20 protein-coding genes are annotated in these 23,057 nt (G+C 71.3%); 15 read left to right on the forward strand and 5 right to left on the reverse strand.

Annotated elements, in window-relative coordinates; genetic code table 11:
- The first annotated feature begins 249 nt into the window (after window positions 1–249).
- Together J2S55_RS17935 and J2S55_RS17940 are read left to right on the forward strand one after the other, a co-directional pair.
- Complete coding sequence (locus J2S55_RS17935) at window positions 250–951, forward strand: helix-turn-helix domain-containing protein (RefSeq protein WP_306862054.1); 702 nt, start codon at window positions 250–252, stop codon at window positions 949–951.
- Between the two features lie 130 nt (window positions 952–1,081).
- Window positions 1,082–1,627 carry a dihydrofolate reductase family protein gene (locus tag J2S55_RS17940; RefSeq protein ID WP_306862057.1) on the forward strand — a complete coding sequence of 182 codons (546 nt, stop codon included), beginning with the start codon at window positions 1,082–1,084 and terminating at the stop codon, window positions 1,625–1,627.
- 118 nt (window positions 1,628–1,745) lie between these two features.
- Here the strand turns inward: J2S55_RS17940 and J2S55_RS17945 are convergent, their stop codons facing one another.
- Window positions 1,746–3,362: an ADP-ribosyltransferase domain-containing protein gene (locus J2S55_RS17945; protein ID WP_306862060.1), complete on the reverse strand. Its 1,617-nt coding sequence runs from the start codon at window positions 3,360–3,362 to the stop codon at window positions 1,746–1,748.
- 391 nt (window positions 3,363–3,753) lie between these two features.
- Between J2S55_RS17945 and J2S55_RS17950 the strand changes: the two genes are divergently transcribed.
- The 3 genes from J2S55_RS17950 to J2S55_RS17960 all read left to right on the forward strand — a co-directional run bounded on the left by J2S55_RS17950 (window position 3,754) and on the right by J2S55_RS17960 (window position 8,140).
- Window positions 3,754–4,452 (forward strand): macro domain-containing protein, encoded by a 699-nt coding sequence (locus tag J2S55_RS17950; protein WP_306862062.1) that lies wholly within the window; start codon window positions 3,754–3,756, stop codon window positions 4,450–4,452.
- 499 nt (window positions 4,453–4,951) lie between these two features.
- Window positions 4,952–7,057, forward strand: coding sequence for an elongation factor G (gene fusA / locus J2S55_RS17955; protein ID WP_306862065.1), 2,106 nt, complete (start codon window positions 4,952–4,954; stop codon window positions 7,055–7,057).
- 285 nt (window positions 7,058–7,342) lie between these two features.
- Window positions 7,343–8,140, forward strand: coding sequence for a lytic polysaccharide monooxygenase (locus J2S55_RS17960; protein ID WP_306862068.1), 798 nt, complete (start codon window positions 7,343–7,345; stop codon window positions 8,138–8,140).
- Window positions 8,141–8,415: 275 nt separating this feature from the next.
- Here J2S55_RS17960 and J2S55_RS17965 read toward each other — a convergent pair whose 3' ends face one another.
- Together J2S55_RS17965 and J2S55_RS17970 are read right to left on the reverse strand one after the other, a co-directional pair.
- Window positions 8,416–9,243: an alpha/beta fold hydrolase gene (locus J2S55_RS17965; RefSeq protein ID WP_306862071.1), complete on the reverse strand. Its 828-nt coding sequence runs from the start codon at window positions 9,241–9,243 to the stop codon at window positions 8,416–8,418.
- Between the two features lie 253 nt (window positions 9,244–9,496).
- A complete protein-coding gene (locus J2S55_RS17970; RefSeq protein ID WP_306862073.1) occupies window positions 9,497–10,099 on the reverse strand; it encodes a TetR/AcrR family transcriptional regulator in 603 nt (200 codons plus the stop codon).
- Between the two features lie 408 nt (window positions 10,100–10,507).
- Here J2S55_RS17970 and J2S55_RS17975 point away from each other — a divergent pair, with 408 nt between their 5' ends.
- Window positions 10,508–11,179: an MOSC domain-containing protein gene (locus tag J2S55_RS17975; RefSeq protein ID WP_306862075.1), complete on the forward strand. Its 672-nt coding sequence runs from the start codon at window positions 10,508–10,510 to the stop codon at window positions 11,177–11,179.
- Between the two features lie 226 nt (window positions 11,180–11,405).
- Window positions 11,406–12,014 carry an NAD(P)-dependent oxidoreductase gene (locus tag J2S55_RS17980; RefSeq protein ID WP_306862078.1) on the forward strand — a complete coding sequence of 203 codons (609 nt, stop codon included), beginning with the start codon at window positions 11,406–11,408 and terminating at the stop codon, window positions 12,012–12,014.
- Between the two features lie 143 nt (window positions 12,015–12,157).
- Here J2S55_RS17980 and J2S55_RS17985 read toward each other — a convergent pair whose 3' ends face one another.
- On the reverse strand, window positions 12,158–12,586 hold the full coding sequence (locus tag J2S55_RS17985; RefSeq protein WP_306862082.1) for a MarR family winged helix-turn-helix transcriptional regulator: 429 nt from the start codon (window positions 12,584–12,586) through the stop codon (window positions 12,158–12,160).
- A 68-nt stretch (window positions 12,587–12,654) separates the two neighbouring features.
- On the opposite strand from J2S55_RS17985, the gene J2S55_RS17990 reads away from it, so the two are divergent.
- The 7 genes from J2S55_RS17990 (at window position 12,655) to J2S55_RS18020 (ending at window position 21,035) form a co-directional block, all read left to right on the forward strand.
- Window positions 12,655–13,107 carry a MarR family winged helix-turn-helix transcriptional regulator gene (locus J2S55_RS17990; RefSeq protein WP_306862085.1) on the forward strand — a complete coding sequence of 151 codons (453 nt, stop codon included), beginning with the start codon at window positions 12,655–12,657 and terminating at the stop codon, window positions 13,105–13,107.
- A gap of 197 nt (window positions 13,108–13,304) precedes the next feature.
- On the forward strand, window positions 13,305–13,601 hold the full coding sequence (locus J2S55_RS17995) for a hypothetical protein (protein WP_306862088.1): 297 nt from the start codon (window positions 13,305–13,307) through the stop codon (window positions 13,599–13,601).
- 328 nt (window positions 13,602–13,929) lie between these two features.
- Window positions 13,930–15,540, forward strand: coding sequence for an ABC-F family ATP-binding cassette domain-containing protein (locus J2S55_RS18000; RefSeq protein ID WP_306875465.1), 1,611 nt, complete (start codon window positions 13,930–13,932; stop codon window positions 15,538–15,540).
- A 63-nt stretch (window positions 15,541–15,603) separates the two neighbouring features.
- Window positions 15,604–16,407 carry a hypothetical protein gene (locus J2S55_RS18005; RefSeq protein ID WP_306862091.1) on the forward strand — a complete coding sequence of 268 codons (804 nt, stop codon included), beginning with the start codon at window positions 15,604–15,606 and terminating at the stop codon, window positions 16,405–16,407.
- A 109-nt stretch (window positions 16,408–16,516) separates the two neighbouring features.
- Complete coding sequence (locus tag J2S55_RS18010) at window positions 16,517–17,563, forward strand: alkaline phosphatase family protein (RefSeq protein ID WP_306862093.1); 1,047 nt, start codon at window positions 16,517–16,519, stop codon at window positions 17,561–17,563.
- Window positions 17,564–17,681: 118 nt separating this feature from the next.
- Window positions 17,682–19,448 carry an RNA polymerase sigma factor gene (locus tag J2S55_RS18015; RefSeq protein WP_306862096.1) on the forward strand — a complete coding sequence of 589 codons (1,767 nt, stop codon included), beginning with the start codon at window positions 17,682–17,684 and terminating at the stop codon, window positions 19,446–19,448.
- A 306-nt stretch (window positions 19,449–19,754) separates the two neighbouring features.
- Complete coding sequence (locus tag J2S55_RS18020; RefSeq protein WP_306862099.1) at window positions 19,755–21,035, forward strand: C40 family peptidase; 1,281 nt, start codon at window positions 19,755–19,757, stop codon at window positions 21,033–21,035.
- Window positions 21,036–21,038: 3 nt separating this feature from the next.
- On the opposite strand, the gene J2S55_RS18025 is transcribed toward J2S55_RS18020, so the two are convergent.
- The gene (locus tag J2S55_RS18025; RefSeq protein ID WP_306862102.1) at window positions 21,039–21,527 is read right to left on the reverse strand and encodes an inorganic diphosphatase; all 489 of its coding nucleotides are present in this window, start codon (window positions 21,525–21,527) and stop codon (window positions 21,039–21,041) included.
- A 105-nt stretch (window positions 21,528–21,632) separates the two neighbouring features.
- Here J2S55_RS18025 and dacB point away from each other — a divergent pair, with 105 nt between their 5' ends.
- Window positions 21,633–23,015 carry a D-alanyl-D-alanine carboxypeptidase/D-alanyl-D-alanine endopeptidase gene (gene dacB, locus J2S55_RS18030; protein ID WP_306862105.1) on the forward strand — a complete coding sequence of 461 codons (1,383 nt, stop codon included), beginning with the start codon at window positions 21,633–21,635 and terminating at the stop codon, window positions 23,013–23,015.
- The last annotated feature ends 42 nt before the right edge of the window (window positions 23,016–23,057 follow it).

Genomic DNA, 23,057 nt, shown 5'->3' on the forward strand with positions numbered 1-23,057 from the left:
TTTTGTTGAGCTTTTAGGGCATTCAACGGACTTTTAGAGCATTCAATGGAAAGGCGAGGCTCAACTGAGATGATAACGGGCACATTCCGTCGGAGACCTTGTCTGTTCCGTTTTCTCCGTCACCATCGCCGCCGCTCTCGTCCGCTGCCGCCGGCTCACCGGATGACATGATGTCCTTGGCGGGTCTCGTGCCGCACTGCCTGCCCGGCGGCGCCGGCAGCGCCAATGGGGCGAGGGGGAATGACTCGGATGGGGTTGGAGGTCGAGAGTCGACCGTCCGATTCGCCGTACATCGAGCGGGTGTGGCGGAGCAGCAGCCATGACGTCGACCGGATGACGTCGATCGCGACAGCCCATTGGGATCTGGTCTTCTGGGAGCACCGCGGTCAGGCCAGCGCCGCCGTTCAAGGGCCGGGGTCAAAGGCGAGTCCGGCCCCCGTCCCCGAAGACGCCACGTTCTTCGGTATCAGCTTCTCGCTCGGCACCTCGATGCCCCACCTTCCGGTCGATCGGCTCGTCGACGGTTCTGCGGAGATCCCCGGCGTGACGCGCAGATCGTTCTGGCTGAAGGGTTCCGCCTGGCACCCTCCCGACTACGACAACGCCGAGGCGTTCGTACGGCGGATGGTGCGTGAGGGCGTCCTGGACCGCGACCCGATCGTCGCCGCGGTGCTCCGCGGCGCGTCGCCCGGGGTGTCCGAACGCACCGTCCAGCGGCGCTTCGTGGCGACAACCGGACTCACCCGCGGTGCCGTCCGGCAGATCGACCGTGCCAGGCAGGCAGCGGTCCTGATCCAGGAGGGCACGCCGGCCCACGACGTGATCCACCGGCTCGGATACTTCGACCAACCGCACCTCGCGCGGTCGCTGACCCGCTACATCGGGCGGACCGCCACGCAGTTGAGCGATCGGGCTCCGTCGGAGCCGCTGTCGCTTCTGTACAAGACCTGAGTGCCCGTCCTCGCCTAATCTCCCAGTCGCGGCCATCGCCACCGAACGGGAGGTCGTCGCGTGGAGGCCGGTTGATCCGGGCCGCGATCGTGAGCCACTCCTCGTAACCCAACGACAAGGGAGCACCGCAATGGGCAAGATCGTCTCGAACTTCTTCATCTCGCTGGACGGTGTGGTCGAGTCGCCGGACCAGTGGCACTTCCCGTACTTCAACGACGAGATGGGCGCGGCGATCGGGGCGGGCGTGCAGAACGCGGCGGCGTTCCTGATGGGCCGCAAGCTGTACGAGGAGTGGTCGGCGTACTGGCCGACGGCGGACGCGGACGAGGACTTCGCCAAGTTCATCAACAACGCCCGCAAGTACGTCGTGTCGGACACCCTGGAGAAGGCGGACTGGAACAACACCACCATCGTCTCCGGTGACGTCACGGCCAAGCTGCGCGAGCTCAAGGAGCAGACCGACGGCGACATCCAGATGTCCGGCTCGGCGACGACCGTGCGCCGGCTTCTGGCCGACGGGCTGCTCGATGAGCTGAACCTGCTCCTCCACCCGATCGCCGTCGGCCGTGGCCGGCGGCTGTTCGAGGACACCCCGACCCACCCGCTGAAGCTGGTCAAGTCCGAGACGTTCCAGACCGGCGTGCTCAACCTGACCTACGTTCCGGCCGCCGGCTGACCGACCGCCGGCTGACCGATACCCGCGGGGCGCCGTCGTGGTCGGAGTCCGTGAATCACGGCGGCGCGCCGCGAGTGGCGCGCCGCCGTGGCGCGCCGCCGTGGCGCGCCTCCGCCGCTCACGCCACCAGGTGCTGCTCGGCCAGCTCGGTCAGTCTCACGGTGTAGAGGCCGCCGCGCTCGACCTTCACGTCGGTCACCTTGAGCTGCGTGCCGGGGGCGAGGATGAACTCCTCCTCACCGGTGAACGCGGAGAAGCTGCGGATGCCGACGGCCCGCACGGGGAGCACCTCGAAGAGCGTCCGCTTGCCGCGGCGGCCGAGGAAAGCCTGGGCCACGCTGAGCTCCGACGTACACGAGGACACGCCCCACCACGTCACGGTGCGGCCGAGAGGGTACTGCGCTCGCAGGTCCAGCGACACCCCGCGCCACAGCGACTCCTTGCGGGCCGGCAGACGCGACACGGCCGAGAACAAGAGCCGCAGGTACGGGAGGTACGGGACGATCCGGGTGCGGTCCGGGTCGCGCAGGGTGGCGTTGATCTGTCGGTAGAACGCCGACTCGCACGTGTAGAGGTAGAGGGCCGCGATCTCGTCGGCGGACAGGCCGCCGGCCGCGTCACCCGGCTGCTTCTCACCGAACCGGTACGACTGCTCCATGTGCCGGTCGAGACCCGACAGCAGCTTGGCCACCGGGGCGACGGCCTCGCGGAAGTCCATGAGCGGGGTGTCGAACACGCCGGTGATCGCCGGAAGCTCCAGCCCCTCGTCCTTGACGCCGGCGAGCCGTTCGAGGTAGAGCTTGTGCAGCTCCATCGTGGAGGCGATGAACGCCCCCATGCGGTCGGCCGTGTCCGCGTCCGTCCCGCCGGTCCGCGCCGCGAGCTCGTTCCACCCCTTGCTGGGCAGCCAGTCGATCTCGTCGGCCCCGAGCTCCCTGAGTGCCGTGTTCACGGCGTCGAAGTGGTCCCCGTCGCAGAAGATGTCGCCCTGTGCCGCGGGGTTGGAGTGGTCGATGTGCCGGACCTCCACCTCGGGATACTTCTTCTGGAGCCGGAGTACGACCTCTTTCAGGCTGCGGGCGTGGACTCCCCACCACGCGAACACCACGCCCCGGTCCTGCTCGTCGGCGTTCTGCTTGGCCCTCAGGATCTCCTCGACGAGCTTCTCGACGACCGGCCGCCAGAACGCGGTGTGCCGGTCGGTGGCCATCGCCCCGTCGCCGCTGGCGGTCAGTGCCGCGTTCAGCAGCAGCACGCCCTGCGTGAGCATCGCCTGGAACCACTCCGGCGGCTGCACGGTGTCGTGTTCCCTCAGGAGCGCGCGGATGTCGGCGATCGGCGTCTTCTTGGGGATGCCGTGCTTCCACATCGCCGCCGCCTTGATGATGCAGCGGATGGTGATGACCTTGCCGAACTGGCTGTCCTTCCAGTCGTGGAAGGCGTTGTCGAACATGGCGATGCCGGTGGCGCTCTCAGCCCGCGGGTAGGGGTTCTGGCCGAAGACGACGACCTTCCACTTGTGCGGAGGGTTGGGCTTGAGCGCCTGGAAGGTCAGTTCTCGGACGGGCACGACCTGCGGGCTGCGGTCCAGGCCGATGAACGTGGCCGCGGCCGGCTGCGCCTCGATGACCGGCTTCAGGAGCGGCAGCCACGGCTCGCCGCCGCCCTTGAAGAGTTCGGCGAGGGCCAGCGGGTCATTCGGGCCGGGCGGGGTGGGGGCGTTGTCGTCTCTCATCGTGAGCTTCCGGATCGGCGGGCCGTACCGGTGACGGCACGGGTGGTTGAGGTGGGGGAATTGTGCCGTGTGAAGATCCCGAATGCGATCTCGGAGGAGATGTCCTCGGAGAAGATGTCGGAGAACCCGAGAGCCCATCCGCTGGAGTGGGTGGGCTCTCCGGTCGTGAGCGCCGGTCCGCCGCAGGGCCTGGTCCGCGGGAGGGTTCGAGCCCGGACCACCCGGAGTCGGCGCGTCCGTGAGTGTGGAGATCGTTCCCGGACCACCCGGAGTCGGCGCGTCCGCGAGCGTGCAGATCGTTCCCGGATCTCCGAGCAAGATCCGGTTTGTCGGTGTGGCGCGCTATCTTCGTGGATGCCGGAAACACCCCTCCCCGCGCCCGGAGTGAGCCATGACCGTCAAGCACGTGAAGCCACTGCTCAAGGTGGTGCTGGTCGACGTCAACGCGGAGGTGGTGCAATCGTGGCGGGCGGCGTTCGCCGACACCCCCGAGGTCGAGATCTCCAAGGGGTCGATCCTCGACCAGCACGTCGATGCCTGGGTCAGCCCGACCAACTCCCGCGGGCGGATGGACGGCGGGGTCGACGCGGTCATCAAGCGATATCTCGGGGCGGGGATCCAACTGCGCGTCCAGCGGGCGATCCGCGATCAGTCCGGAGGGTCGCTGCCGGTGGGAAGCGCCGTGTGCGTACCGTCCGGGGCGATCAACCCGAAGTTCCTGATCTCGACGCCGACGATGGTGCAGTCGGTGCAGAACGTGAGCGAGACGCTGAACGTCGCCCTGGCGTGCGCCGCCGCGTTCCAGGCCATCCACATGCAGAACGAGAAGGAGCCGGGCAGCATCGAGTCGGTGGCGCTGGTCGGCATGGGCGTGGCGACGGGCGGGGTGCCGCCGCGGGTGTGCGCCAACTTGATGTGGACCGGCTACACCCTGTTCAACGACTACTCCTTCCGGGACTACGACGACCTGCGGAAGACGGTCCGCGAGCAACTCGACGACCTTGAGAGCCGTCCTGAGGAGCGGGTGCGGATCGAGCCGCCCGCCGACGTGCCGTCCCGCGACGGTCACCGGCCCGGCGGATCCCGCTGACGCCGTCGCCAGGTGCCGGCCCGCGCCCGCGGGTGCTCAGGGAGCGCGGCTCGGGACGGAGCGGGCCCCGCCCGATCCGGAACGGCCGGACCCGTGGTCGACCGTGCGTCGCCGCTGATCAGAAAACCGGTTTCCCGCCCATATTGGTTTCAGTACATTCATCATGAAACGCGCTGCCGCGACGCCGCGGCGCGCACCTTGACGAGTGAGGGGAGTGGGCTGTGCGCTACCGCACCGCTGTGGTCATTCCCCAGTCACGGTACGAGGTGATTCTGGTGTCTTCGTTGGTCCCCGGTACCGGCTGCGCGGTCGGCACCGGACGTCCGTGACGGACGCCTGATTTCAGCTGCCCGATGTCGGACCAACCGGCCGGGTGTTTCTCCGACGGGGTCGTCCCGCAGCATGGATCTCTGCGTGGCCTGACCCCAGGTCGTTCCGTCCGGAAATTGCGCTGTCCTGTTCCGATCGTCCCAAGGGCTGAGAGCTAAGGGCTAAGGGCATGCGTGGCAACCCGCACCGTCATATCACCGACCCGCTGACCGGCATCCGCAATCTGGGCATCCTCGCCCACGTCGACGCCGGCAAGACCACCATCACCGAACGGATCCTCTACGTCACCGGCACCACGCACAAACGTGGCGAAGTGCATGAGGGGACGACCGTCACCGACTTCGACTCCCAGGAGCGCGATCGTGGGATCACCATCTTCGCCGCAGCGGTGAGCTGCGTCTGGGACGGTCACCGGATCAACCTCATCGACACCCCGGGCCACGTCGACTTCTCCGACGAGGTGGAACGCTCGCTGCGGGTGCTCGACGGCGCGATCGCGGTGTTCGACGGCGTCGCGGGAGTCGAACCGCAGAGCGAGTCGGTGTGGCGGCAGGCCGACCGGTACGGAGTGCCGCGGATCGCCTTCGTCAACAAGCTGGACCGCGCCGGTGCCGACCTCGACACGGCGGTCGAGTCGATCCGCGAACGGTTGCGGGTGACCCCTCTGGTGACGCAGCTGCCGATCGGGCGGGAGGACGGGTTCACCGGGGTGGTGGATCTGCTGCGGATGCGGTCGCTGATCTGGGCCGACGGCGGTGAGACGGGCAGGGACGGGCCGGTGCCGGACGCCCTGCGGGAGGAGGCGCACCGTCGCCGGCGGCTCCTTGAGGAGGTGGTGGCCGGACTGCACCCTGTGGCGTTGGAGGAGTTCTGCGCGGAGTCGGCGGTCTCCACCGGGACTCTTGCCGCCGCGCTGCGCGATCTGACCCGTACCGGAGAGGGCGTGGTGGTGGTGTGCGGATCGGCCTACCGCAACCGCGGGATCGAACCGCTGCTGGAGGCCGTCGTGGCCTACCTGCCCTCGCCGCTGGAGGTGTCGGCGGTACGCGGCGTCCAGGACGGCACGGTGCGGGAGCGGGCCGCCGACCCGGCGGCGCCGTTCGCCTCGCTGGTCTTCAAGGTGAATTCGACCGCCGCCGGACGGCTGACCTACCTGCGCGTGTATTCGGGGACGGTCGAGAAGGGAGACACGGTGCTGGACGCCGGCGCGCGGCGCACCGAGCGGATCGGCCGGATCCTGCGGGTCCAGGCGGACCGGCACATGGAGGTGGACCGGGCGGTGGCCGGGGACATCGTCGCGGTGGTCGGGCTGAAGGCGGCCCGCGCCGGGGCGACCCTGTGCGCGCCCGCGGAGCCGTTGGTCCTCGAACCGCCGGTCGTGGCCGATCCGGTGGTCTCCGTGGCGGTCGAGGCCCGCAGGAGCACCGATACCGACCGGCTGGCGTCGGCGTTGGCGCGGCTGGTCGAGGAGGATCCTTCGCTGGCGGTCCGGACCGACCCCGAGACCGGCCAGACGGTGCTGTCGGGGATGGGCGAGCTGCATCTGGAGGTCGCGGTGGAGAAGGTCCGTCGCGACCGCGGGCTGGAGGTCAGCGTCGGCCGGCCACAGGTGGCCTACCGGGAGACGGTCGGGCGCGGGGTGTCCGGGCTGCTGTACCGGCACGTCAAGCAGGACGGCGGCGCCGGCCAGTTCGCCCACGTCGTCCTCGACGTGGAGCCGCTGGAGGCCGTCCCGGACGCCGTCCGTGCCGACGGCGGCGCGGTGGACTTCGTGTTCCGTTCGACCGTCGTCGGTGGGCGGGTGCCGGGGGAGTACGTCCGGGCGGTGGAAGCCGGTTGCCGGGACGCTCTGGCCGCGGGCCCCCTCGGCGGTCACCCGGTGACCGGCCTGCGGGTCACGCTGACCGACGGAGCCACCCATTCCAAGGACTCCTCGGAGATGGCGTTCCGGACGGCCGGCCGGCTCGCGCTGCGGGAGGCACTGCGCGCCAGCGTGATGCTGCTGCTGGAGCCGATGGTCGAGGTCACGGTCACCGTGCCCGACGACGCCGTCGGTGGGGTGCTGGGCGACCTGGCGGCACGGCGCGGCCGGGTCTCCGGCTCGACCACGCGGGCGGGCACGGTGGTGGTCACCGCGACCGTGCCGCTGGCCGAGCTGTTCGGCTACGCGACCCGGCTGCGCAGCCGGACCCAGGGCCGGGTGACCTTCACCACTCGGGCCGCCGGTCACGCCCCGGTGCCGGGCGCCGCGTCCAACGCGACGCCGCCCCGGTAGAACCCGGCGACGGCCCCGCCCACCCGTGGGCGGGGCCGCTCCAGCCGGGGACGTCCAACCGGGACCGCTCCGGACAGGACTGCTTCCGGATGGGGCCGCTCCCGGACGGGGACGCCCGGCCGGGACCGCTCCCGGACAGGGCCGAGCCGGGACCGCTCCGGACGGGGCCGTGCCGCAGCCTCTCCGCGGCCTGTGACTGGGCACGATCGGAGTCCGACGGACATTTACTGTTAGTAAAGTTTCCTTTATATTTGGGTCTCACCCCCCCAGCGAAGGAAACACGACATGCGCAAATTGATCAGAGTCTTAGCGGCGGCGGTCATCGCGGTCGCGTCCGTGGTGTTCGTCGCCTCGCCCGCACTGGCGCACGGCTACATCACCTCCCCTCCCAGCCGGCAGGCACTCTGCGCCCAGGGGAAGGTCGCCAACTGCGGCCAGATCATCTGGGAGCCGGCCAGCGTCGAGGGCCCCAAGGGGCAGCGGAACTGTAGCGGCGGCGACGCCCGCTGGGCCCCGCTCGACGACGACAGCAAGGCGTGGCCGGTCACCAACGTCGGTGACTCGGTCACCTTCAACTGGCGGATCGAGGCCCGTCACGCCACCAGCACGTGGGAGTACTTCGTCGGCGGCACCCGCGTCGCGGTGTTCGACGACCGGGGCAAGGTGCCGGGCTCCACGGTCTCGCACGTGGTCAACCTGGGAGGCCGGACCGGCCGCCTCAAGGTGCTCGCCATCTGGAACATCGCCGACACCGCGATGGCCTTCTACAACTGCGTCGATGTCAAGGTAGGCAGCGGCCCCGACCCGACGCCGACCCCGACGCCCACCCCCACGCCGACCCCGACCCCGACGCCCACGCCGACCCCCACCGTCTCGCCCACGCCGACCCCCACCGTCTCGCCCACGCCGACCCCCACCGTCTCGCCCACCCAGGGACCTGCCGGCCCCTGGGCCGCCGGTACCCTCTACGCGGCCGGTGACCAGGCGGTCTACAACGGCGCCACCTACCGGTGCCTCCAGCGGCACACCGCGCTGCCCGGCTGGGAGCCGCCCTACGTCCCGGCCCTCTGGCAGCGTCAGTGAGCCGGTGACGCCCGACGGCGATCGACGCCCGCGCTCCTTTCTTGAGGGTCCTGAGGTTTCCTGAGGGTCCTGAGGGGCTTTCCGAAGGAGCCTTTTCCTGAGGGCTTTCCAGGGAGCTTTCCGAGGGAGCGCGGGTCTCCGGCCGGTCCGGATCGGCGTCTGAACGTCCTGCGGAACTCCAGGATGCCGTTTCACGCCTTCCGCGATCCCAGGAGTCCTTCCGCGATCCCAGGAGTAAGGCGGCGCCCTCGTGCAGGGCCCGGCGGGCGGGCCTGTCAGCCCTTGATGAAGGCCAGCAGGTCGCTGTTGAACCGGTCCTTGTAGGGGTTGATGTTGGCCAGGCCGTGCGGGGCGCCGGGGTAGACCTTCAGGGTCGCGTCCGCGACGATCTCGGCTGACTTCATGGCCGAGTCGTTGATGGGCACGATCTGGTCGGCGTCCCCGTGAACGATCAGGGTCGGCACGTCGAACCGCTTGAGGTCCTGGGTGAAGTCGCTCTCGGAGAATGCCTTGATGCAGTCGTAGGCGGCCTTCAGGGAGACCTGCATGCTCCACAGCCAGAACGCCTCGCGCACACCCTCCGACACGTCGGAATCGGGCCGGTCGGCGCCGTAGAAGGGGACGCTGAGGTCTTTCCAGTACTGCGCGCGGTCTTTCTCCACCGCGGCCCGGATGTCGTCGAAGACCTCGATGGGGGTCCCCTCGGGATTGGCGTCGGTCTTCAGCATCAGCGGCGGGACCGCGCCGAGCAGGACGGCCTTGGCCACCCGGGAGGTGCCGTGGCGACCGATGTAGCGGGCGACCTCGCCGCCGCCGGTGGAGTGGCCGACCAGGACCACGTCCCGCAGGTCCAGCTTCTCGATCACCTCGGCGAGATCGTCGGCGTAGGTGTCCATGTCGTTGCCGTGCCACGTCGCGCTGGAGCGGCCGTGCCCGCGCCGGTCGTGGGCCACGGCGCGGTAGCCGTTCTCGGCGACGGAGCGGATCTGGTCCTCCCAGGCGTCGGAGTTGAGCGGCCAGCCGTGGCTGAAGACCACCGGCTGACCGGAGCCCCCGTCCTTGTAGAAGATGCCGGTGCCGTCTTCGGTGGTGATGTGCCCCATCGCAGGTCCCCCTTGTGGAAACGGCCTCCCCCTGAAGGCCACAACGACACTTCCCTGGCCCAATCAGGGCCACTCTGGACAATTCCCACCTTTTGTCCTTCCTTGGTGAGAGCCTGCTCCTGCCCGAAGGCGGTCCTCGGCCACGGCCCGCGACGCGGCGCCGGCCGTCGTGGCTCGGCCCTCCACCGGCTTCACCGGCGCGGCGAGCACCTCGCCCGGCGCGACCCCGACGGCGCGCGTCTCGGCGGGGCCGTCAGGGGCGGTCCCCGGAGCCGTGCGGAGGGTCCGGGGGCAGGAGCCGCTCCACCGCGTCGGTGATCAGGTCGTGGAGCTGCTGCCCGGGGAAGACGTCAGGCAGGGTGAGCCGCTCCACGATCAGCCAGTTCAGGGTCATGTAGAGGAGCACCACCGTGGTGTCGTCACCGGGCAGGCCGGACTCCCGGTGGTAGGCGATGTTGGCCTCGACGTCGGCGCGGATCTGGCGGGTGAGCACGGCGCGCAGCTCGGGGCGGCGGGTGGCCTCCAGGCGCAGTTCCAGCAGGGCCAGGTAGCCCGAGCGGAAGTCGGTGATCCGGCCCACCAGCTCGTGCATCAGCCGCGTGACCCGGTCGCGGTCACGCGGCCCCTCCAGGGCCCGGGCGAGGGTGGTCGCGTCGGGCTGCAGCCGTTCGTAGAAGCGGGCGCCCGCCTGGGTGAGCAGGTCGTCGCGGTTGGCGAAGTAGTTCGACGCGGTGCCGTTCGGCACCGCCGCCTCGACGTCGACGGCGCGGAAGGTCAGGCCGCGCGCCCCCTCGCGTGCCAGGACTTCGATGGCCGCGTCGACGAGCGCCGCCCGCCGTGCCGGATTCTGCCGCATCGGATCTCCCAATAATCTTGCTTGACACCACTCTGGATGTAGTACTACGTTCAAACCACTCCGAACAGAGTACTACGCCTAGAGCGACAATGAGAAAGAGAGACCGGATGCGAGTCGAGTTCACCGTCCTGCCCGCCGTACCCCGCTGGACCGGTGCGTCCATGCAGCAGATTCCCCGGTCCCGGCCGGTCCGCCCGCGCCAGGCTCCCATGCCGCCGCGGTCGGTGCCGCGGCCCAGGCCGCTGCCCAAGCCCGGGACGCACAGGTGAGCCCGGGGGCACGCAGGTGAGCCCCGAGGTGCGCGGATGGGTGCCGGGCCGGCGACGGCGGGTTGGTCGCCGTCCTGGTCCGGCCCCGGTGCGGTAATTCCTACACAGGAGACCGCTTTACCCCTTATAGGGTGAAAACATGTCACGGCTTCTCTCGGTGAACCTCGCTCATCCGCACTCCGCCGACTACACCAGCGCCGATCTCACCGGGATCGACAAGCGCCCCGCCGACGGGCCGGTCGCCGTGGCAGCCCCCGGCCCGATGGGTACGGCGGGCAGCGGTGTCGCGGGGGACACGATCGGTGATCTCCGCGACCACGGCGGCGATCACCAGGCGGTGTACGCCTACGCGCGTGAGGATCTCGACACCTGGGAGAAGGAGCTGGGGCGCGAGCTGTCCAACGGGGTCTTCGGTGAGAACCTCACCACCTCCGGCCTCGACGTCAACGGCGCCCTGGTCGGCGAGCGGTGGCGGATCGGAACGGACCTGATCCTCGAAGTCACCTCGGCCCGCATCCCGTGCCGCACGTTCGCGGGCTGGCTGGACCGGAAGGGGTGGGTCCGGCGGTTCACCGAGGCCGCCCTGCCCGGCGCCTATCTCCGCGTCATCGCGCCCGGCGAGATCCAGGCGGGCGACGTCGTCGAGGTCGTCTCCAGGCCGGACCACGCGGTGACGGTCGAGTTCCTCTTCCGCGCCCTGACGACCGAGGCCGGACTGCTGCCGCGGCTGCTCGACGCCGGCGACGCGCTCAACCCCTACTTCACGGAGAAGATCCACCGGCGGCTGGCGGGACGGTCCCGGAACGTGTGACCCGCGCCGTCACGGCGGCGCGGCGGTCCCCGCCCGGGCGGAAAGGCGCGCGGGCGGAATCCGGGCGGAAAGGCGCGCGGGCGGAAGAGGCACGCGGGCTTTCCTGAAGGATGTGCCCGGAGCGGAGTTGCATCCGGTCGACACCGGGCATCCCGCACTTGAAGAGAAGCCGCCGCAGACCACCCCCCGTCGCCGACTTCCTCGACCGTGGTGGAAAGGGCAGCAGATGAAGATCGCAATTGTCGGGGCCAGTGGTCACATCGGCTCGGCCGTCGTCCGGGAGGCCCGCGACCGTGGCCACGAGGTCACGCCCGTCGCCAGGGACGCCTCCTCGCTGGGGAACGGGGTCGACGCCGACGTGCTCGACCGCGGCTCGATCGCGGGGGTGCTGACCGGGCACGACGCGGTGGTGCTGGCGGTGAAGGGGCCCGAGACCGTGCCCGCGGCGGTCCGGACCCTGATCGACGTGCTGCCCGGGATCGGGGTGAGGCGGCTGCTGGTCGTGGGCGGCGGCGGCAGCCTGGAGCAGGCCCCGGGGCGGCGGTTCGTCGACAGCCCGAACTTCCCGAAGGAGTATCTGGCCGAGGCCCGCGCCCAGGGCGAGGCCCTCGACCTGCTCCGCGCCCAGGGCGGCGCGCTGGACTGGTCCTACGCCAGCCCGCCCCCGGTCCACCTCGTGGACGGCGAGCGCACCGGTGCCTACCGGGTCAAGGCCGGCGACGCTCCGATCAGCGGCGCCGACACCCGGATCACGATCCCGGACTTCGCCGCCGCCCTTCTCGACACCCTGGAGGAGGGCTCCTTCGTCCGGGAGCGCTTCACCGCCGGCTACTAGCGCGTCCGGGAGCGCTTCACCGCCGGCTACTAGCGCGTCCGGGAGCGCGCCGCCGCCGGCTGCTCCCAGGCCGGCGGGCGCCGAGCCCCTGCGGGGCACCGAGCTCCTGCGGGGCGCCGGGTTTCCAGGCCGCCGTCACACCGTCACCGGCCGCCGAGGTTGGCGGTCATCCGGCTCAGGACGTCGACGGTCGTCCGGTACTCCTCGGCGCTGACGCCCTCGGTGACGCGGACGCGGGCGGCGGTCACCTTGTCGTGCAGGTCGGCGTGGGCGCGGGTGCCCGCCTCGGTGAGGGCGAGCGGCCCGCCCTCGGTGAGCCAGCCGCGCTCGCTCAGCTCCTCCGCGACCGGGAGCAGCGAGGGCTGCGCGGCACTGAGGAAGGGGCCGAGCGCGGCGTCGAGCTCGGCCGGGGTGCGGGGTTCCGCGGCGATGACGTTCATCACCTGCCAGTGACGGCGGGTCAGCCCCTCCCCGCCGAGCAGGTCGTCGAGGGAGCGCTCGATGGCGACGTGAAGCTGCTTGATCCAATAGCCCAGGGGGCGCTGCTCGCTGGTGATCTCGGAGACTTCCATGGTGCCGTCCTCAGGATTGATACATGTATTTTGACAATAACATGTATTCATACATGTATAGTGGCCGTATGGAGGACTCCCAGGCGGTCGCGGCCGTCGAGCGGGCGATGGTGGCGATCCGGCGCAGCCAGAGCCGCCGAGCGATCCAGCGCCTGGCGGGCGGCGGCCATCCGGATCCCGCGCTGTTCGCGGTGATCGACGCGGTGGAGGAGGGGCCGGAGGCGGCCACGGTGAGCTCCGTCGCCGACCGCATGGGCGTCGATCAGCCCCGTGCCAGCCGCCTGGTCGCCAGGGCCGTCGACGCCGGGCTGCTACGGCGGGTGGCCGACCCCGCGGACGGCCGGCGCAGCACCCTGGAGCTCACCGACCTGGGCGTCGAGCAGGCCGATCAGGTCCACCGGTTCCGGCGAGAGGTCTTCGGTACGGCGATGCGTGACTGGCCGGAGCACGACCAGCGGGAGTTCGCCCGCCTGCTCGGGGATTTCGTGGAGGCGCTGGGACGGCGTCACCGGGGCGGCTGAGACGCGTCGCCGGGGCCCGGACGCCCCGGCGCGGTCACCGGGACGCCCGCGTGGAGACTCTCGCAGGAGAACCGGAGAAAGCGCCGGCCGCCCGCCGAGTCATGCAAAGCCGGGCGCGTTTTGACCCGAGCCTGCTTGTCCGCACCCGCTCCCGGAGATGGAGTCGTTCAGTAGTGGACGCGGACAGGGAGGACCTCATGAGCTTCATACAGGTCATCGAATTCGACACCGCCGACGAGCAGGAGGTCCAGCGCCTGATGGACGAGTGGCGGGACTCCACCGGAGGCGGGAGAACGGTCACGCACACGACCCTCACCCGCGATCGCGCCCGCCCCGGTCACTACGTCGCCATCGTCCGGTTCCCGTCCTACGAGGAGGCGATGCGCAACAGCGAGCTGCCGCAGACCGGCAAACTGGCCGACCGGATGCGGGAGCTGTGCGACGGGCCGCCGCGCTACATGGACCTCGACGTGATCCGGGACGAGGACCTCTGACGACCGCGCGGCCGGGCGGGCCCACCCCGATCCCCCCGGGCGGGCCCACCCCGATCCCCGCCGCCGGCCGCTGCCGTGCCGGCGGCAACGAGGTGTCGTGCGAGCCGCGCCGGCGGAAGGCAGCTAGGAACGTCCCGGCGCCGTTCGACTCGGCCGTCTCGATGGTCAACGGCCCCTTCGGAACCCGGTCGGTCACCCCGTTGTCTTCCGAATGACGTCTCCGGGTTCTCAGCGGTGGACGTCTCCGGGTTCTCGGCGGTGGAAAAGGTGGTGTCCGGCCGGAATGGTGACAGGTACCCTGCGCGAGGAACTAGGGAAGGGAATCGCCGTGGGGCACGTAGAGGTCGGCCATCTGACGTATGTACTGCCGGATGGGCGGCCGTTGCTGAACGATGTGTCCTTCCGGATCGGCGACGGGGTCAAGGCCGCGCTCGTCGGGCCCAACGGGGCGGGCAAGACGACGTTGATGCGGCTGATCGCCGGGGACCTGCAGCCGGTCGAGGGGAGCGTGGCCAGCTCCGGCGGGCTGGGGATCATGCGCCAGTTCATCGGCGGCATCCGCGACGGGCGGACGGTGCACGAGCTGCTGCTCAGCGTCGCCCCGCAGCGCGTGCGGCAGGCCGCCGAGCGGCTCGACGCCGCCGAGCTCGTGATGATGGAACGCGAGGACGAGAAGGCGCAGATGCGCTACGCGCAGGCCATCACCGACTACACCGACGCCGGCGGCTACGACATCGAGGTGCTCTGGGACACCTGCACGATGGCCGCGCTCGGCATGCCGTACGACGACTGCAAATACCGCGGGGTCAACACGTTGTCGGGCGGTGAGCAGAAGCGGCTGGTGCTGGAGGCGCTGCTGCGGGGGCCCGACCAGACGCTGCTGCTGGACGAGCCGGACAACTACCTGGACGTGCCGGGCAAGCTCTGGCTGGAGCAGGCCCTGCGCGAGACGCCCAAGACGGTGGTGCTGGTCAGCCACGACCGGCAGCTGCTGGCCAACGCGGCCGACCGGATCGTCACCGTCGAGTCCGGCAACATCTGGATCCACGGCGGGGGGTTCGGCACCTACGCCCAGGCCCGCAAGGACCGCAACGAGCGCCTTGAGGAGCTGAAGAAGCGCTGGGACGAGGAGCACGCCAAGATCAAGCGGCTGGTCCTCATGCTCAAGCAGAAGGCCAAATACATGGACACCATGGCCGCCGCCTACCACTCGGCCCAGACCCGGCTGCGCCGGTTCGAGGAGGCCGGGCCGCCGGAGGCGGCGCCCAAGGAGCAGTTCATCAACATGAGGCTCAAGGGCGGCCGGACCGCCAAGCGGGCGGTGATCTGCGAGAGCCTGGAGCTGACCGGCCTTATGAAGCCGTTCGACCTGGAGATCTGGTACGGCGAGCGGATCGCGGTGCTGGGCTCCAACGGCTCCGGGAAGTCCCATTTCCTGCGCCTGATCGCCGGTGAGGACGTCCGGCACACCGGCGTGGCCAGGCTCGGCTCCCGGGTCGTCCCCGGCCACTTCGCGCAGACCCACGCCCGCCCCGAGCTCGTCGGCCGGACGCCCTGCGAGATCGTCATGACCGAGCACGCCCGGCTGAAGAACGAGGCGATGAAGGCGCTGTCCCGCTACGAGCTGGCCGGGACCATCGCCGAGCAGCGGTTCGAGACGCTGTCCGGCGGGCAGCAGGCGCGGCTGCAGATCCTGCTTCTGGAGCTGTCCGGCACCACGTTGCTGCTGCTGGACGAGCCGACCGACAACCTCGACCTGGCCAGCGCCGAAGCGCTGCAGGAGGGGCTGAACGCCTTCGACGGCACCGTGGTGGCAGTCACCCACGACCGCTGGTTCGCCGACGACTTCGACCGCTATCTCGTCTTTGGATCGGATGGGAAGGTATACGAATCACCTGAACCGATCTGGGATGAGACCAGGGTGGTCCGGCAGCGTTAAAGAGTCCGCCCGGGCTGGGCGTGTCCCCTGGAGAGGGGCACGTTCACGGGTTATCACCACTAGGTGACGTACAGCACCCGAATCGTCGGCGCTCTCGCCCTGCTCCTCCTCGCCGGATGCTCCAGCCCCAGGCCGGAGCAGCAGGTCGCCTCGCTCAAGCCGCTCTCGGTGAAGGAGGAGGCTTCCTCCGTCCTCAAGGGGGACGACGGATATGTGGTGAACTGGGCGGGGGTGCTGGCCAACAGCAACCCGTGGCACTTCGGCGAGCACGTGGTGGCCACGGTGATCGCCACGGACGCCAAGGGCAAGGAGGTCGTCCGACTGGAGCAGCCCCTGGACGCCGTGCCTCCGGCCGGGGCGCTCTCCTTCACCGGCCAGGTGGTCGCCGCCGAGCGGCCGTCGCGGGTGAGCATCCAGTACCGCCCGGCCGAGTGGCACCAGGCGGCCCGGATCGTCTCGGCCTTCAGGTCGTTCCCCGTCTCCGACGTGCTGACCGAGCGCAAGGAGCACAGCTACCTGATCACCGGATACGTCGGCACGCCGTACCGGCTGCCGGCCGGCAGCCTGGCGGTCACCGCGCTCCTGCGGGACAAGAACGGCAAGCTGCTCGGCGGCGGGAGCACGTTCGTGGACGACGTCCGCGCGGGCGCCAAGCGCCGGTTCATCCTGAACATCGAGAGCGTCCCGGACACCAGCAAGATCGCCAAGGCCGAGCTGGTCGCGCGCACCTGGGGATCGAGCAGCCGCCCCTACGAGGAGCTGGCCCTGGGGGGCATCGCCCCGGTGCACACCGCCAAGCCGACCACGGCCCCGTTCGCCAAGGACCGGGGCAGCCCGGCCGTCTCCACCGGTGACGCCCGGCCGTGACCGAGCCTTCCACGCGCGCCGTACGGCGGGACGGTCCGGCCGGGCCTGTGTTCTCCACGCGTCCTGTACGGCGCGGCGGCCCGGCCGGGCCCGTCGCCGGGAGGTGAGGGTGCGCCACCGGGAGCCGCCGAGGGTCCTGACGGCCTCGCTGGCCCTGCTGCTGGCGTCGGGCTGCGGCCCGGGCCCGGGCGCGCCGGACGCTCCGGCGCTGCCCGCGCCCAGCGTCGTGGTGGTGGCCACCCCTCCGCTGCTCCCGTACGTGACGGTGACGCTCACCCCGACCCCGGAGCCGGCTCCCAGCCCGCCGTCGCCACAGCCGAAGGTGCTGGTCGTCGGGCTGGACGGGGTGCGCTACGACCGGGTCCTCGCCACCGGGGCGGTGCACTTCCGGCAACTCATGGAGGCCGGGACCCTCGCCACCGGCCGGCTGGAGGTGCTGCGGAAGGTCCGTTCCAGCAGCGGCCCGGGGTGGGCGACCGTGCTGACCGGGGTGGCGCCGGGCAAGCACGGTGTGCACAACAACTCCTTCGAAGGCCGCCAGTTCATTAAATATCCGGACTTTCTCACGCGGCTGGAGAGGATCCGGCCGAGCCTGCACACCGCGGCCGTGACCGGCTGGCGGGACCTGGTCCACGCCGGGGCGGTCGGCGACCTGGTCGACTGGCACGCCACCAGCCACCTCAAGCCCTACGAGATCGGGGACAAGGACGCCTTCATCATCGACAGGATGACCGATCTCATCCAGGCCAGCCAGGTCGATGTCGCCTTCATGCACCTTGAGGTCACCGACGCCGTCGCGCACCGGACGGGGGTGCTCGGCCCCGCCTACCGCGAGGCGATCGAGACGGTGGACGGCTATCTCGGCCGGCTGTTCGGCGCCATCCGCGCCAGGCCCACCTTCGCCGCGGAGAAATGGACGATCATCGTCACCACCGATCACGGCCACAAGGACGAGGGGGGCCACGGTGGCGTCTCGGCGCCGGAGCGCAGCGTTTTCGTGCTCGCCGCCGGACCCGGGATCGAGCAGGGGGCGCGCAGGCGGGACGCCCGCCAGGTGGACGTGGCGGCCACCGTCTTCGCCCAGCTCGGCATCCCCCTCCCCGGAGACCTCGACGGGGGGTCGCTCAGCAGGGTGAGCGCCGGGAACAGCCATTGATCGAGATTCACCGGAGCGCGCCACTGTTTACCGATGTGGATGACTGTATGGACACAGCTCTGGTCAAGGCACATGAATCGCTGGAACTGATAGTTACCAGTCCTTTACCGTCAGTCACATGAATCGCAGTGCCCTGGTCGGAGCCCTCCGCGCGCGGGAGGCGGGCGCCCTCGCCGCGCTCTACGACCTGCATGCCGAGAACATCTATCGATACTGCCGGTCCATGCTCGACGGCCCCGACGGCCCCGACGGCCCCGACGGCGCGCAGGTGGCGCTCCGCGACACCCTGATCGCGGCCGAGGCCCATGTTCACGCGCTCGCCGACCCCGATCGGCTGGAGGCGTGGCTGTACGCACTCGCTCGGGGGGAGTGCGTACGGCGCCGCCCGACGGCCGCGCCGGAACGGGGTGGGACGGCCACGGGCCCGGCGGCTGCGCCGGAGCCGGCGGCTGCGCCGGAGCCGGGCGGGGTGTCGGAGGTGGGCCCGGACGGGGTGTCGGGGGTGGGGCCGGGTCCGCGGACCGCGTCGTCGCCGTCCCCGGTGGCCGCCGGGAGCGGCGACGCCGGTCTGCGGGCGATGGCCCGTGACGCCGTCCGGAGCCTGTCACCGGAGGAGCGCGAGGTCCTTGAGCTGGTCTCCCGGCACGGCCTGTCCGTCGCCGACCTCGCCGCGGTGCTGGGGGTCTCGGCCAGGCGCGCCGGCGCGATGTGCGGATCGGCGCGGGAGCGGCTGCGTGACGTGGTGACCGCGGAGGTCCTCGCCCGTAGGGGGCCGCATGACTGCGCGGGCCGGGCGCGGCTGTCGGCCGGCTCCGCCGGTGGGCTCACCCCGGACGCGCGTGAACGCCTGATCCGCCACGTGAACCGGTGCGACGCCTGCGCGCCGCACCGGGCGAGGCAGGTCTCGGCGGCGAGGGTCCTCGACCTGCTGCCCGCGGTCGTGCTGCCGGAGACGCTGCGCGTACGGGTGATGAGCTGCTTCACCGACCCCGGACTCGTCCCCTACCGGCGCTGTGTCGCCCGCAGGGCCGGCGCCCTGGACGCCGCGGGCTTCCCCGCGGGGAGGGGTCACGGGAGCCGTCGACGCTCTCGTCCGGCGGCCGGTGCGCTGGCCGTGGTCGCGGCGGCCGCCGCGGTCGTGCTGGTCCTCACCCACCTCGTGGGCTCCGACGGGACGGCCGTCGGCGCCATGCCGGGGGCGCCACCGGTGACCGGCGAGCCGCCGGGCGTCCGCCCGCCGCACGACCCTGAGCCGAGGGGCACCGCGACGGCCCCGGAGCCCCGCCGCGGCGGGTCGTCCGCCTACCCGGTCGGCTCCCTCGGGCCGGCTGTGCCGGTCGCCGTCAGCGTGCCCGACTCCCTGTCCGGCCGGCGCGCCCCGAGGCCCGTCCCGGTGCCGATCCCGGTGCCCATGCCGACCGACGGGCGGACGGACGAGCGGGCGGACGGGCGGACCGACGGGCGGACGGACGGGCCGAGCGGCCCCACAGGTCCCCCTTCCGGTCCCACGGGCCCCCATCCGCCCGAGAGGCCGGTCCGGCCCGCCCTGCCGGTGCTCCCCGGCCCACCACGGCTGGGCGCACCGGACAGGCACGGGCCGCCCCGTCACCACCAGGGGGGCAGGCCGCCGCGCCCGTGCCGGACCACTCCCGGCACGGCGCCCACGGTGCCCGGGCCCGCGCCTACCACCACGGCGCCGACCCCGACTGCTCCCAAACCGACCCCGGCGACTCCTCGGCCGACGGCGGAACCGGCCCCGAAGCCGACCGCGGAACCGGCTCCAAAGCCGACGGCGAAACCGACGGCGGAACCGGCCCCGAAGCCGACGGCGGAACCGGTTCCCGCGAGTCCGGGACCGACCTCGGCGACCTCCACGACGCCGTAGCCGGCTCGGGCGGCTCCGGCGGCTCCGGCGTCCGCCGACGGGCAGGCCCGCCACGCCGCCGTCGCCCGACCGGCACTCCGGTCCGCCTGCCCCGGCGGACAGGGCGGCGGAGCCCGCAGGCACCGGCCGCCCGGCCGTCCAGACCCAGGGTCAGAACCGGAGAGGCTGCTGGGAAGCTGTGCTCACCTGTGTTGATTACGTTATGTGAGCTACATGTGTGCTAAGAGTGACTAACGGGAATCTTGAGCTAGATCGTTCGTCACGAGATGACATGTAGCCATACAGGGCGTTTCAGGAGGTGAGCGCATGCGGTCTGTCGAGAGATACGGCCGTGCCGGTGCGGTGGTGGCGGGTCTGACCTGCTGCCTGATCACGGGTGCGGCTGTCCCCGCCGTCGCCATGCAAGACAGGCTGGGGCCGTCCGCAGAGGAGGTCGCCAGGGCCCGCTCCAAGGCCGGCGAACGGAGTAAACAGCTCGGTGCGACCACTGCCCTGCTCGCCAGGGCCAAGGCCCGGCTGGGAGAGCTGAGCGCCCAGGCGGACAGGCTGATCGAGCTCCACGCCGGGGAGCGGGCCGAGACGGCCCGCGCGGAGGAGCTTCTCCGGAGGGCGAGGGAGCGGGCCGCCGCCGGGGCGGACAAGCCCCGCGAGGCGGTGGCCGCGGTCCCGGGCCGGGGTGACGTGGTCCCGGGCCGAGGTGACGGGGGGCCGACCCCGGTCCGGGACGTGGGCGGGGCGGCTGTGATCCCCCTTCGGGGAGACAGCGGAGTGGCGGCCCCGGTCCAGAGCGACGGGATGGCCGTGAGCCCCCCTCCGGATGTCGCGGAAGTGCTCCAGGCCCAGACAGAGGCCGCGCAGGCAGGGGCCGCGCAGGCGGAGGCCGTACGGGCGGAGATCGATTACCGCGAGCGGTGGGCGGCGGCGGAGCGGGCGGCCGAAGCGGCGCGGGCGGCCGAGGAGGCCGTGGCCGGGCAGGCGGCGGAGGTCCAGCGGATCGAGGCGGACAGGACGCGGCTGGACAAGGAGATGAAGGCGGAGGCGGGCGCCGCCGAGCGGCTGGCCGGCAAGCGGGTCGCCGTCCTCAAGTGGTCCAGGGTCGCGCAGGAGCGCGCCCGGCTGGGCGATCACCGGAGCGCGGCGGTGGCGCGTATGAGAGCACGGTTCGTGGCGGCCCGCGAGGTGGCGGGGCAGACCTGGCCGCTCAACGCGACGTGGCAGGCGGCGCGGGGCGACATCGCCGCCGACTGGGCGCTCACCCAGCTCGACAAGCCCTACGTGTGGGCGGGCACGGGGCCCCGCAACTACGACTGCTCCGGTCTGACCATGCGGGCGTGGGCCCGGGCCGGGGTCAGGATCGACCACTGGACGGGCACCCAGTGGACATCGGGACAGCATGTGCGGATCAGTCGGCTCCGCCGGGGCGACCTGCTGTTCTTCGGCAGGATCACCCGGAACCCGGGCGACATCTCCCACGTGGGGATCTACATCGGCCGGGGCCTGATGGTGCACGCCCCGCAGACCGGGGACGTGGTCCGGGTCGCGCCGATATGGCGCAGGGACTTCGTCGGCGCGACCCGTCCGGCGTGATGCTCAGTGCTCGTGGTCCTCGGCGCGCCTGACGGAGCGGGCGATCTCCTCCTCGGCCTCGACCCGGCCGACCCAGTTGGCGCCCTCGACGGACTTGCCGGGCTCCAGGTCCTTGTAGACCTCGAAGAAGTGCTGGATCTCCAGGCGGTCGAACTCCGGCACGTGGTGGATGTCGCGGATGTGCTCCATCCGGGGGTCCGTGGCGGGGACGCACAGGACCTTGTCGTCGCCACCCTTCTCGTCGGTCATGCGGAACATGCCGACCGCGCGGCACTTGATCAGGCAGCCGGGGAAGGTCGGCTCCTGGAGCAGCACGAGGGCGTCGAGGGGGTCGCCGTCCTCGCCGAGGGTGTTCTCGATGAAGCCGTAGTCGGCGGGGTACTGCGTGGAGGTGAAGAGCATCCGGTCGAGCCTGATCCGCCCTGACTCGTGGTCCACCTCATACTTGTTCCGTTGGCCCTTGGGAATCTCAACGAGAACGTCGAACTCCACCGCTGTTCCTCCGCTCAACCCCTCCGGGCACCCCCGGCTGGGCATTAGTGTCTCGTAAGCGTTAATACCTGTTGGATATCGAATAGATGAGAGGTCGGCGACGTCATGCGGCATGAGCGGTGGGTGGCCTTCGTCACTCTCGTCCTGCTGCAACTGTTCGTCGTCGCGGCCGGCGCCCACCTGCTCACCAGCGACCTGCTGGTGGAGGAGACGCACGAAGCGGCCGCTCCGGCGGGGCCGCCTCCCGTCCCGGTCATCACCGCGAGTCCGGTGCTGGCCGCGGGGGGGAACGGACCTCTCCCGGCCAAGACTACTTTGGTGGGGCGGCTCACCGGGGCGCTGGGTGACCCCGCGCTGGGCAAGCGCGTCGGCGCCGTGGTTCTCGACGCCGAGACCGGCGCCACGCTGTTCGGCAGCGGCGCCGACATCGGCGTCACCCCGGCCTCCACGACCAAGCTCGTCACCTCGGTCGCCTCGCTGGCCTCCCTGGGGCCCGACGCGAGGTTGAGCACCCGGGTGGTCCGCGGCTCCTCACCCGACTCGATCATCCTGGTCGGCGGTGGCGACCCCACCCTGACGGCCCTGCGCCCGTCCGGGGTCCCCGTCTATCCCCAGCCGGCCTCGCTGGCCTCCCTCGCGCTGCGCACCGCCAGGGCGCTCAAGGCGGCCGGGACCACCAAGGTGACGGTGACCTACGACGACAGCCTCTACACCGGGCCGCGCACCGCCCCCACGTGGAAGCCCAACTACCTGCCCGACGGCGAGGTCGCCCCCGTCACGGCGCTCATGGTCGACGAGGGCAGGGTCGCCCCCGGCAGCCGCCAGCGGGTCTCCGACCCCTCCCGGGCGGCGCACGGCGCCTTCGTCTCGATGCTGTCGAAGCAGGGCATCACGGTCTCCAAGTCCCGTGGCCGGGCGAAGGCCCCGGCCGGCGCCCAGGAGATCGCCAGGGTCGACTCCGCGCCGGTTTACGCCCTGGTCGAGCGGGCGCTGACGCGCAGCGACAACGACCTGTCGGAGGCCCTGGCCCGGCAGGTGGCCATCAAGGAGGGCAGGCCCGCCTCCTTCGACGGGGCCGCGCAGGCCGTCCACGAGGTGCTGACCCGGCTGAAGGCGGCCGAGGGCGTGCGGGTCTTCGACGGCAGCGGGCTGTCGCCCAAGAACCGCATCGCTCCCGCCGGGCTGGCCCGGCTGATCGCGGTGGCGGCCGCCCCGGCGAACCCCCACCTGCACCCGATCGTCAGCGGCATGCCCGTGGCGGGGTTCAGCGGCACCCTCGGCCACCGGTTCGGCAAGAGCGACTCCGCCTACGGCCTGGTCCGGGCCAAGACCGGCACCCTCAACGGGGTCAGCACACTGGCCGGCATGACCACCACCCGGAGCGGCCGGCTGGTGACCTTCGCCTTCATGGCGGACGACATCCCGCCCGGCTGGGGCAAGGCGGAGGCGGCCCTCGACAGGCTCGCCGCCGTCGTTGCCGCAAGCTGACCGGCGGCTCGGCGCGCGACTCGGAAGGAGAGCGCGTACGGT

Source organism: Streptosporangium brasiliense, from assembly GCF_030811595.1.
Taxonomy (GTDB): domain Bacteria; phylum Actinomycetota; class Actinomycetes; order Streptosporangiales; family Streptosporangiaceae; genus Streptosporangium; species Streptosporangium brasiliense.